The 11362-nt window shown below is 68.9% G+C and carries 8 protein-coding genes, 2 pseudogenes and 1 riboswitch; of the genes and pseudogenes, 2 read left to right on the top strand and 8 right to left on the bottom strand.

Annotation, left to right across the window (positions count from 1 at the left end):
- Positions 1-49: 49 nt before the first annotated feature.
- The 8 genes and pseudogenes from V6V89_RS27595 to V6V89_RS27560 form a co-directional block, all read right to left on the bottom strand.
- Positions 50-1852 (bottom strand): annotated as a pseudogene (locus V6V89_RS27595) (heavy metal translocating P-type ATPase); the annotation flags it as partial.
- Between the two features lie 22 nt (positions 1853-1874).
- Complete coding sequence (locus tag V6V89_RS27590; RefSeq protein WP_334622356.1) at positions 1875-2717, bottom strand: hypothetical protein; 843 nt, start codon at positions 2715-2717, stop codon at positions 1875-1877.
- An 8-nt stretch (positions 2718-2725) separates the two neighbouring features.
- Positions 2726-2941, bottom strand: coding sequence for a heavy-metal-associated domain-containing protein (locus V6V89_RS27585; protein ID WP_334622355.1), 216 nt, complete (start codon positions 2939-2941; stop codon positions 2726-2728).
- A gap of 90 nt (positions 2942-3031) precedes the next feature.
- A complete protein-coding gene (locus V6V89_RS27580) occupies positions 3032-3262 on the bottom strand; it encodes a heavy-metal-associated domain-containing protein (protein WP_334622354.1) in 231 nt (76 codons plus the stop codon).
- 10 nt (positions 3263-3272) lie between these two features.
- Positions 3273-4424, bottom strand: a complete 1152-nt coding sequence (locus V6V89_RS27575) for a sulfite exporter TauE/SafE family protein (RefSeq protein ID WP_334622353.1) — start codon at positions 4422-4424, stop codon at positions 3273-3275.
- A gap of 316 nt (positions 4425-4740) precedes the next feature.
- Complete coding sequence (locus V6V89_RS27570) at positions 4741-5658, bottom strand: M56 family metallopeptidase (protein WP_334622351.1); 918 nt, start codon at positions 5656-5658, stop codon at positions 4741-4743.
- 44 nt (positions 5659-5702) lie between these two features.
- On the bottom strand, positions 5703-6068 hold the full coding sequence (locus V6V89_RS27565; protein WP_334622350.1) for a BlaI/MecI/CopY family transcriptional regulator: 366 nt from the start codon (positions 6066-6068) through the stop codon (positions 5703-5705).
- 53 nt (positions 6069-6121) lie between these two features.
- Positions 6122-6769, bottom strand: coding sequence for a class I SAM-dependent methyltransferase (locus V6V89_RS27560; protein ID WP_334622349.1), 648 nt, complete (start codon positions 6767-6769; stop codon positions 6122-6124).
- A 222-nt stretch (positions 6770-6991) separates the two neighbouring features.
- A riboswitch (cyclic di-AMP (ydaO/yuaA leader) is annotated at positions 6992-7127 on the top strand.
- A gap of 29 nt (positions 7128-7156) precedes the next feature.
- Here V6V89_RS27560 and V6V89_RS27555 point away from each other — a divergent pair.
- Together V6V89_RS27555 and V6V89_RS27550 are read left to right on the top strand one after the other, a co-directional pair.
- Positions 7157-8138: pseudogene (locus tag V6V89_RS27555) on the top strand (coiled-coil domain-containing protein).
- Positions 8139-8357: 219 nt separating this feature from the next.
- On the top strand, positions 8358-11339 hold the full coding sequence (locus V6V89_RS27550) for a tyrosinase family protein (protein ID WP_334622348.1): 2982 nt from the start codon (positions 8358-8360) through the stop codon (positions 11337-11339).
- Positions 11340-11362: the final 23 nt, after the last annotated feature.

Raw genomic sequence — 11362 nt, 5'->3', positions numbered from 1 at the left:
TCACAGGCGCCACCAAACCGAAACGCGTCAAACGGACACCACGACCTTAAGTCACCGGTATTGGCGCTAGCCCCAGTTGGCGGAGCTGGCGGACCGCTTGGGCGCTGGTCGCCTTGACGGTGTCGGCGACGACGAGCACGGCGCGGACCTCACCGTCCCAGCCGACCACGACGGGGGTGCGGCCCTGCGTTCGCGCGGCGGTGACGGCTTCGGTGAGGGAGACCGGTATCTGGTAGCCGCGGTCGGTCAGCAGGCTGGGTCGCCCGACCAGCACGTGCCCGCCGTCGACGACGCCGGATACGCCGAGCCCTTCGATGTTGGTGAAGTCGTCGACGGACGGCAGCGGGCCGGTCCGCTCTGCTGCGGCCGCGGCGATTGCCTTGGCGATGGGGTGTTCGGACGCGTGCTCGAGCGCGCCGGCCCGACGAAGCACCTCGCTCTCGTCGACGTCTACGGTGACGACGTCGATCAGGGACATGCGGCCGGTGGTGACCGTGCCGGTCTTATCCAGCACGACGGTGTCCACCCGCCGGGTGGATTCCAGCACCTCCGGGCCCTTGATCAGGATACCGAGCTGTGCGCCGCGGCCGGTCCCGACCAGCAGCGCGGTGGGGGTAGCCAGACCCAGGGCGCACGGGCAGGCGATGATCAGCACGGCGACGGCGGCGGTGAAGGCGGCGCCGACCGCACCGCCGGTGCCGAGCCAGAAGCCGAGGGTGCCGACGGCGAGGGCGATGACGATGGGTACGAAGACGGCGGAGACCCGGTCGGCGAGGCGTTGTACGGCCGCCTTGCCGGTCTGGGCTTCCTCGACCAACTTCGCCATTTGCGCGAGCTGGGTATCGGCGCCGATCCGGGTGGCGCGCACGACCAGCCGGCCGCCGGCGTTGACGGTCGCGCCGATCACCGGGTCGCCGGATGCGACCTCGACCGGTACGGATTCGCCGGTGAGCATGCTGGCGTCCACCGCGGAGTTGCCCTCTTCGACGACGCCGTCGGTGGCGATCTTCTCGCCGGGACGGACGACGAACCGGTCGCCGACTGCGAGCCGGTCGGCCGGGATGCGTTCCTCCCGGCCGTCGCGCAGCACGGCGACGTCCTTGGCGCCCAACTCCAGCAGGGCGCGTAGGGCGGCGCCGGCGCGGCGTTTGGCGCGGGCTTCGAAGTAGCGGCCGGCCAGGATCGCGGCGGTGACCCCGGCGGCGACCTCCAGGTAGATGTTGTCGGTGCCGGCGGTGCGCTCGATGGTGAACCGGAACGAGTGCGTCATACCTGGCTCGCCGGCCGCGCCGAAAAACAGCGCGTACATCGACCAGGCGAACGCGGCCAGGGTGCCGATGGAGATCAGCGTGTCCATGGTGGCGGCGCCGTGGCGCAGGTTGGTCCAGGCCGCCTTGTGGAACGGCCATCCGGCGTACGCGACCACCGGAGCGGCGAGGATCGCGGTCAGCCACTGCCAGTTGGTGAACTGCAGCGCCGGGACCATCGACAGCGCGACGATCGGGACCGCGAGGGCGACGCTGATCCACAGTCGCAGGCGCAGCGCTCGCAGATGCTGTTCCTCGCCGTCCCCGGTAGTGGTCTGCGCCGCGGCGGTGGCCGGCGGTTCGGGGATCCGGGCGGTGTAGCCGGTCTTCTCCACGGTGGCGATCAGGTCCGCCGGCGACAAAGCAGCCGGGAACTCGACCCGGGCCTTCTCCGTGGCGTAGTTGACCGTGGCGGTCACGCCGTCAAGCTTGTTGAGCTTCTTCTCGATCCGCGCCGCGCACGAGGCACACGTCATCCCGCCGATCTGCAACTCGATGAGCCCCGTGGCCGTCGGCAGGGTCTGCCTGGGTGTCGGCGACGTCATGACATCTCCCGTCGAATGTTCGTTACGCGGCGGTGGCGGTGAAGGCGGCGGTGCGCACCACGCCGCCGTGCTGGAAGTCAAGGAAAAGCCGGTACGCCCCCGCCGTGGGGACCTCCACGTCGAAAGACACCTGCGGCCCGGCGCTGGTGCTCTCGTGCGGGTGGATGTGCAGGAAACCGAGGTCTCCGTCGCGCAGCGCGACGAGATGGCCGTAGGCGCCCAGATACGGCTGTAGGTCAGTCACCGCAACCCCGGCCTTCGACACGGTCAGGGTGAGTCTGCTGGTGTGCCCGGCACGCAGGTCACCGTGCACGGCGATCGTGTAGTCCTCGACCGTCACGGTGGTGGCCGGTGCGGGCAGCGGAGCCGGCTGGTAGAGCCCACCCACCGGCACGTCGACGCCGAGGATGACCTGCCGTTCGCGCCCGGTGGGCAGGAAGTCGGCGAACACCCGCCACTGTCCTGCCTGGGCCAGGGTCAGTGGGGTCCGCCAGGTGCCTTCCGGCGTCATCGTCGGGTGCAGGTGTTGGAAGCCGGTCAGGTCACGCCGCACCACGATCAGGTGCAGCTGCTTGTCGTGGCTGGTCTGGAAGCCGGTCACGGCGGCGTTGGAGGCGTCGAGGATGCGGAACGCGAACTCGCCGGACTGGCTGGCGACGGGACGCAATGTGTAGCCGTCCGCGGATACGGCGAGCCCACCCGGGCCAGAAGCCGACGCCTGGGCGGCGCTGCTGTCTGTCTCCTCGTGCTCCATGGTCGGCTCGGCGTCGGCCGTCTCGGTCGCGACCGGCCCGGCGAGGGCTCCGGCGGCATAGGTGCCGCCGAAGACCGCACCGAGCGTGAGCGCGAACGCGCTCAGCCTCACCGCTATGTTCACTGGGCCACGCCGGACAGCTCGTAGCCGGCCTCATCGACCGCGCCGCGCACCGCCTCGATGTCCAGCGGCTGCTCGCTGGTCACGGTGACCTGCCCGGTGGCCAGGTCGACCCGCACGTGGTTCACGCCCGCAAGCGCCCCGACCTCGGTTGAGACCGAGTTGGCGCAGTGTGCGCAGGTCATACCCGAAACCGTGTACGTGGTCGTGCTCATCACGTTTCCTCTCCTCGCGGCCGTCACGCTCAACACACTATACCCCCCTACGGTATGTCGTGGTGTGCGGTCCGCCACTCGGTGCATCCCTCAGGGCCGCTCGAGTCGTGCGGTGTAGCCGGCCTCTGCGATGGCCGCGATCACCTCTTCGGCGCCGCACCGAGACGGGTCCAGGTCGACCCTCGCCCTGCCGGTGCGCAGCGTGGTGGTCGACGCGGTCACGCCGTCGAGCTCTTCGAGCGCGTCGTCGATGAGCATGCCGCAGCTGGCACAATGCATGCCATCTACGGTGAACGTCAACGTGGCCACGGTCTGTCCCATGTAGATGCTCCTATGCGGTGATCGTGAGTTGGCCGCCGTACATGCCCATGGCGCAGGTGTAACTGAGCTTTCCCGGTTTGAGGACGCCGAGGTCGATGCTGGTGTCGCCGTTCTGCGGAAGGGTCCACTGCTTGTCCAGGGACGGAATGACAAACGCGCGGGTGCAGCCGTTGTTGTCCACCGAGCGCAGCACCAGTGTGGTGGGCACGCCAGCCTTGGCGGCGATGTTCTCCGGACTGTAGGAGTCGCTGCGGGCGGTGACGATGACTTCCTGCCGGCCGGCGGTGTCCTGGTGTACCACCGCGGGGTCGGCGACCGCCGGCGGCGGCTGGAAGCCCAAGGTCTGCGGCAGATTGCTGGCAGCCAGCGGCGAGTCGGCAAGTGTCAGGCCGCCATTGAAGGTGTAGACGCCCATGGCCAGCACGACCAGGCCGGTGGCCACCGCAAGCCGGCCGCGCCAGGCAGTGGCGGCCTTGCGGGCGGCATATCCGAGCACCGTGAACAGCGGACCGGTGCCGACGACGAACACGGCCATCACCGCGGCCCCGGACAGCGCCGATCCGGAACTCAGGGCGAGCGCCTCGACAGACAAGGTGATACCGCACGGCACCAAGAAGGTGAAGAAGCCAAGCACCGCGGGGGCGAAGGCGCCCCGGGAACGGGCTCGGCCACGCACGAAGCGCGACCAGGCCGCCGGCGGTTCGATCGCGAGGCGTTTGAACGGGCCAACCCCGAGTTGGGCGAGACCGAAGACGATGATCAAAGCTCCGGCCGCGAGCTGGGTCCACACCCGGACCGCGGGCGAGATCTGGACCGCCGCACCAACCGCACCCAGCAGGGCGCCGAGTAGGGCATGCGAAGCCAGCTTCCCCGCCAGAAACGCTCCTACGGGAGCCAGGTCGTCGGCGACCCGAGCGCGTCGGGACGCACTGGCCTGGACGGGCTCACCGGCGGGGGCCCGGTTGCCCTTGGCATGCGGCCCGCTGCTCGCCGTGCCGTGACGACGCGCCGCCGCGCCGGCCTTGACGACGGCCCGTTTCGGTGGGGCCGGTGCGGCTGCCCGTTGCCGGGTGATCAAGCCGGCCAGCAGACCGCCCTGCACGGCGGCGCACGAAACACCACCGGCGAACAGACCCGTCACGAGTACAGCACCGAGGTTCATCCACGATCCCTTCTGACGATGAGTAACGGCGAGCCGCAGTGCGACCGGTCCCGGCGGGTCAATCAAGCTGGGCCACGGTATCGCGAAGCTGCCGGGGAGGCTCGCGGCGGCGCTTGGGCGGCTCAGCGACCCGTTTGCGAGCAGCACAATGGGGAGGAGCATCAGCACCGCGGCACAGCGTCGACACCACACAGGCCCCTCTCGGCGCGGACGCTCGACATCTTACCTCCTAAGGTACTTAGGAGATTAGTTAGCCTGGCTCGTTCGTCCTGGAGTGTCGGCATCGCCAAGATGCGGTAACGCCACCGCGGCCGGTTCACGTCGGCAGCGGCGGACACATTCCCAACACCGGGTGGACAAACGTGGCCGCCACCAGAATTGCAGGGGCGATGGCCAGCGCCGCGATGACGCCCGCCAACGCCATTGCGTGAGCTCGGGCCAGTGGAGCGGGCGGCGTCAACAGCCGGTGCAGGCGCTCAGCGGCGTCGCCACCGACCGCCGCGACGCCCGCCAGCGCCGGGCTGGGCCGGGTGGCGGCGCTGGCCGTGGCCATCGCCACCAACGCGCGCGCCAGGCTGATCCGGGCGTGCTGCTGCGTGGCCACCTCATCCGCCCGGATCTCCACCAGCCTGGTCAGTTGGGCACGGGCCACCGCAAACAGCGACATCCGGGGAAAGGCCAGATTCAATAGGCGCACCCCGTCCAGCAACAGGTCGTGCCGCCCGGCCGCGTGCGCCCGTTCGTGGGCCAGCACCGCGGCCACCTCATCAGCGCGCAGCTGGTCCAGCGCACCGCTCGTGATCACCACAAGGCGCCCCGTCCCGGCGACCAGATAGGCAGCCGGCTGCGGATTCTCCACCACCGTGGCGCCCAACTCCGGCACCGTCCGGCCCGCCACGGCAAGCATCCGCCGGTGCGCGCCCCGCCGCACCGACGCCGCCCGCGTAAGGCGCACGCCCGTGATCACAAGCCGGGCCGCCATGGCAAGACCGACGACAAACGCCGCCATCCCGGCGATGCGGCCGATCACACCGAAGTCGCCGCGAGTGGCCTGTACGCACCACCGCCACACCGCGCAGATCGGCGCGTCTGCCGCCTGCCACGGTGCTACCACCGCCACCAGTGCGCCCGCCGCTGCTGTAAACACCGCCCCGACAACGGCGTACCACGCCGCGATCCCCAGGCGCGGAGACCGGTAGACCCACCCCGCATTTGCCAGCAACCGCGGTGCCATCGCCGAGACCGCTACGGCGAAAAGCAACAGGTGCGTCCCGGCCACTACGCCGCGCCCCGTTCATGCGCCTGCAGAGCCCGGCGCAGCGCCGCGGCCTCGTCCGCGGTCATCCGCCCCACGAACCTGACCAGGGCCTCGGCAGGATCACCCGCCTCGTCCAGAGCGTCACGCAACAGCCGTGCTCCGTACTCCTCCCGCGACGCGGTCGGCTGGAACCGGTGCGCCCGGCCGGCGCGCTCCCGGCGTAGCCAGCCCTTCTTGAACAAGTTGTCCACGACCGTCAGGACGGTGTTGTACGCCAGGTCCCGCTCCGGCCGCAGGTCATCGAGCACCTCCCGCACTGTTGTCGGCTCACCGCGCACCCACAACCGGTCCATGATCGCGGCCTCCAACTCGCCGAACCCCCGCATCCCCACCTCCCACCGCAACAACTAACCAGCATAGGAGCACGCCATCCGTGCCGTCACGCCGCCTGTACCTGTGGCTTACGCGCGGCCAGGCGCTCGACGATGCCGAGCTTGAACCGGTCATGCGCCTCCACGACCAGGCCCGCCTCCTGCACGTGCCGGATCGGACGGCGCCGGAAATGCTCGCCCCCCACCGGAACACTGACGACCTCGATCAGCCGCTGCACCGCACGGGCGAGCCGCGGACCCGCTTCGACGTGGTCAGCCAACAGCAGCAGGCCACCTGAGCGCAGCACCCTGACCATCTCCTGCACCGCACGCCGATCGTCGGGTATCGCGCACAGTCCGAACGTGCAGACCACCGCGTCGAAGGCGTCGTCCGGTAGCTCGAGCGCCTGCGCGTCGCCGAGGCGCAGGTCCGCCGGCCGGCGCAGGTCTTCCGCCCGCCGGCGCGCCCGGTCCAGCATCGCCGGGCTCCACTCCACCCCGGTCAGCCGCGCGGCGGCCGGGTAGTGCGGCAGGTTGAGGCCGGTCCCGATGGCCACCTCGAGTACGTCGCCCGTTGCCCGCGAGCACACCCACTCGCGGCTGTCGCCAAACAAGCGCCGGTCGAACATGGCGATCTGCCGGTCATAGGAAGGGGCGCTCTTGTCCCAGTAGCGACGCAGCCGTTCCTGCCGACCCGCCGACCCGGTCCCGCTCATCCCCGTCACCCCCGGCACCGCCGACTCCTATCCAGCTTAGGCGAAAGGACGAGCCGGCGGCGGATCCCGGGCAACGCACTGACCTGCGGATTCTCCACCAGGGTCACGCAACGCGCCTGTCCCGTAACGCCATTTGCCCTGATGGAGGGCTGGTCGGCCCATTCGATCTTGGGTAATCTGTCCCGCGGTCAATGACCCTCGGCGCATGGTTCGACATCGCCGGTGGTTCAGCTGCCTAATCGCCCGTTTCGCGGGTGAGCCGGGGAACCAGGTAAGTGGGGTGAATCCGCCAACGGCGGTAGGGGTTGTTCCGTCCCGAACCCGTCAGCTAAACCGGTCGGCACCGACGGGAGGAACACGTATGACGGCATCCCGCGCCGCTGGCGCATGTCTGCCGTTGCGCTGCTAACGGCTGCGGCCGTGCTGGCGGCACCGGTCACCCCGGCCTTCGCCCAACCAGGTGGCGGCTCCACCACCCCGCAAGAGGATGGCGACCCGCTGCTCGGCAAAGTCCTCGACGAGGCCGGCAAGGGCTATCTGAAGGCCAAGGCCGCCCTGCAGACCTCGCAACGCAAGCAACTACAGCTGCAGGTGGAGGCCAGTCAGGCGCAGGCTCGCATTGACGAACTCGCACCCGAGGTTGGGCAGATCGCCGCACAGGCGTACCGCAACGGCCGGGTCAGCGCCGCCGGCCTTCTGCTCAACAGCGCCTCCCCCGAGGCGTTTCCTGCGACGCGCCGCAGCGCTGGACGAGCTGAACATGGTCAACGACCAGAAACTCAAAGCGCTGTCCGAAGCGCGTGATCGGCTCACCCGCGCCCAGGGCGCCCTGACCGCCGAAGTGCGTCACCAGGAAAAGCACCTCGCCGTCATGGCCAAAGAAAAGCGAGAGGCAGAGAAAGCCCTCGCCGTGGTCGGCCGCCAAAGTCTCACCGGTGGCCTGGTGGCAGCGACCTCGCCGGTCGCGAAGGCAGCACCACGCACCGCCGACGGCGACTGGCCCGACGAGTCGTGCAGCAAGGACGACCCCACCACGTCCGGCTGCATCACCCCCCGCACTCCGAACGCCTACACCGAGGCCCGCAAAGCCGGGTTCACCCGGTACGTCTACTGCTACCGGCCCGGTGGCCCCTATGAGCACCCCAAGGGCCGCGCCTGCGACTGGTCGCTGCTCAACATTGGGTTCGCACCGGCCGCCAACCAGGACCAGAAGGTGTATGGCAACAACCTCTTCCTGGTCCGCAACGCCGACCGGCTCGGCATCCTCTACGTCATCTGGTATCGGCAGGTTTGGTTCCCCGCCGTTGGTTGGAGTGCCTACACCGGCCCGAAAAGCCACACCGACCACGTCCACATGTCGATGCTGTAGGCCGAGTGAGCGAGCGACCTCATGCTGTGGCGGACATTGTTTGCCGGCGGAGGCGCAGCAGCTGGGTCCTCGTCATCCTTCCGTATGCATCACGCGTGAATGCCAGACTGATCTACTCGGCGGTCTCATACTGGTCCTGCTGGCCAACGCGACGAGGGCCAACGCGCTTAAAGATTCTCGTGCGCGCCAGACGCGATCTCGAGCGTCAAGGAGGCGGCCGTGCGGTGTCGCAAAAACGTCAAGGACCTCACGCCGACGGAGATGGCAGAGTTCATCGCGGCGATCAACGGACTCAAGGCGCGCGACAGCGTCCTGCATCCGGGTGCGCAGAGCCGGTACGACGACTACGTCGAGATCCACCGGTCGGCGATGGATGAGGCGCAAATCAGCCCTACCGGCACGGTGCTCAATCCGGGCTGGGGACACTTCGACTCGGCGTTCTTCCCCTGGCACCGCGAGCTGCTGTATCGCTTCGAGGAGGACCTGCGCAGCATCCGGCCGAACGTGACCATCCCCTACTGGGATTGGACCCGCGCTCAGTCCGCCGGCTCGGTCGGCTGGCCGTTCATCCACGCCTTCATCGGCGTGGACGGCACCGACGCCTCCGGCGATCGTGTGCTACGCCAGTCCGGCGCGGCTACGCCGTATCCCCACCCGTTCGACCCGGAGGCATGGTCGATCGTCGTCACCGATACCCCGACCGAGCCGCGCGTCTTCCGGCGCGCCTTCGCCGAACGAACCGACGCGCCAGCACTACCCCAAAACAACACGGTCGTGACAGGCACCGGAACATCTTTCCGCCAAGCCCTCACCTCGGCCGCCTATACGACGCTGCGGGCACGCTCGGAGGACCTGCACAACCTCGTCCACCGATGGGCCGGCGGAAACATGATCACCGCCAGCTCGCCGAACGATCCGGTGTTCTGGATGCACCACGCCCAGATCGATCGCATGTGGACACTGTGGCAGGACATCAACCCAGCACTGCCGAAGTACGTACACAACAACGGCTTCGCCGGCCACGGCCCAAACGACACCCTCATCTACGCACGGCCCGGCGACCCAGCTCCATGGGTGGGCACCGCGACGCCGAACCAGCTCCTCAACGGGCACGCCATCCACGGCACCAGCGTCTGGTACCAGAGCGACCGGCCGGAAATCAGCCTCGCGACCGGCAGCGCCCTCGATTTCGGCAACGTGCCGCAAGGATTGACCCAGTACCGCGCCGTCCGCTTCGACATCCGCACCTGCCGGCAGGTCCGCTTCCGCGTCACCGCCCCACCGACCGGAAACTTCGGCCTCACACCATCCGGACCGCAACTGATCGTCGAGCCCGACCTGGTAGCCGACTCGGTCACCGGCCTGGTCTGGTTCCAGTTCGCCGCCAACGGCCCAGCCTCGCAAACCTCCAGCGCGACCATCGAGGCGTTCCTGATCGACCCAGAGGGCTACTACGCGCCGACCGAGGGCGGCGAGGTCATACTCGGCACCTGGACCATCTCGCTCACAGCCGCCGTCACCCCGCGCGACGAGAACACCGTGGTCCTCGTACTCGATCGGTCCGGAAGCATGATCGCCCCCGCTGGCGGCACCAGTACCCGCACCGGGCTACTCAAGGAAGCGGTGTCGGTGTTCCACAGCCTGCTGCGCCCGAGCGACGAGATCGGCGTCGTCAGCTTCGACGACGTCACCGAGATCCTGCTGCCATTGACCACCCAGTCCACTGGACTGGGAACGACCCTTACCGGCCCCGGCCTCGACCCACGCAACCTCACCGGTATCGGGCTCGGCATGCAAGACGGCGCAACGTTGCTCGCCGGCGCCTCCCATCCCAACCGCTCCCTGGTCGTGCTCACCGACGGCAACCAGAACGTGCATCCCTTTGTCGAGGAGTTGCCGGCGGGAACGATCACGAGCCGTACCTACGCGGTCGGCTTCGGCCTGCCCGGCCAGGTCAGCGACGAAACCCTGCTCGCGATCGCTCACAACACCCGCGGCTCGTTCGTCGTCACCGGCCTGCTCGGCAGTGCCCAGGAGCGCTACCTGCTGACGAAGTACTTCGTGCAGATCCTCGCGGGGGTGACAGCTGCCGACGTCATCCTGGATCCGCAGAACCTCCTGCTGATCGGCAGCGAAGACGTCACGCCGTTCCACGTCACTGAGGCCGACGTCTCGATCGACGTCATCATCCTCACGCCCATGTCCCCGTTCGTGGAAGTACTGGTGCGCACTCCCGACGGCACCGAGATCGACCCGGCGATGGCCGCCGCCGAGCCGAACATCGACTATCAGCTCCAGCCCTACGTCGCCTTCTACCGAATCGACCTACCGGCGCTGCCGGCCAGTCCGGACGGCTCGCACGCCGGTACGTGGCACATCATCACCCGCGTGCGCAGAGAGGAAGAGATCCGCAGGCTCCTGGCGCAACGCGAGGATCTCCTCGACGCCGAGGCCCTGGCGCTGCTCCACCAAACCAAGAAGCTGCCCTACTCCACCGTCGTCCACACCCGGTCAAACCTCCGCTTCGACGTCCTGACGAAGCAGGACTCCGCCGCTCCGGGCGCCCAGGTGTCGCTCGTGGCGCACCTTCGGGAGTACGACGTGCCCTTCGGCGGCAACGCCCGAGTCGGGGCCGACCTCACCCAACCCGACGGCACCACCGCCGTACTGTCCCTCTCAGACCAGGGCTCGGGCACATACGACGCCACGTTTGTCGCGTCGGACGCCGGCATCTACACCGCCCGGGTCCGGGCCGAAGGCGTCACGACCTACGGCTCGTACTTCACCCGAGAGAGCGTCCACACAGCCGGCACGTTCGTCGGACGCCCCTCCACCAACGAGGAAGAACCACGGCCGAAGGACGTCGACCGGGATAGGCTGCGTGGTATGGCAGCCGACCAGCCGGCGCCTGACGAATGGCGCCTGGACGACCTCGTGGAGCGGCGCCGTGACCCCGAGATCACCTGGCCCTCAGCGCAGGAGCGTGCGGACGCCGCCGCACGGGCCGAGCGGATGCGCCTGGAGATGACGGGCCACGACGACCCCGGCTGGATGATGTTCCCATCCATCGCCGACGACGGCCGCGTCATTCCCACCTCGCCCGCGGACGCACACGGGCCCGGACACGGGCACACGGACGAGCACCACGATGGCGACGAGCGCGAAGCCGAGGAACACGACCACGGCGGTGGCCGCGACTAGACCTTGAGGTCCACATCGGACAA

Origin of the sequence: Micromonospora sp. CPCC 206061, from assembly GCF_036906915.1 — a bacterium.
Classification (GTDB): domain Bacteria; phylum Actinomycetota; class Actinomycetes; order Mycobacteriales; family Micromonosporaceae; genus Phytohabitans.
The sequence above is the reverse complement of the archived record's forward strand: the minus strand, read 5'-3'. Positions and strand labels throughout refer to the sequence as shown.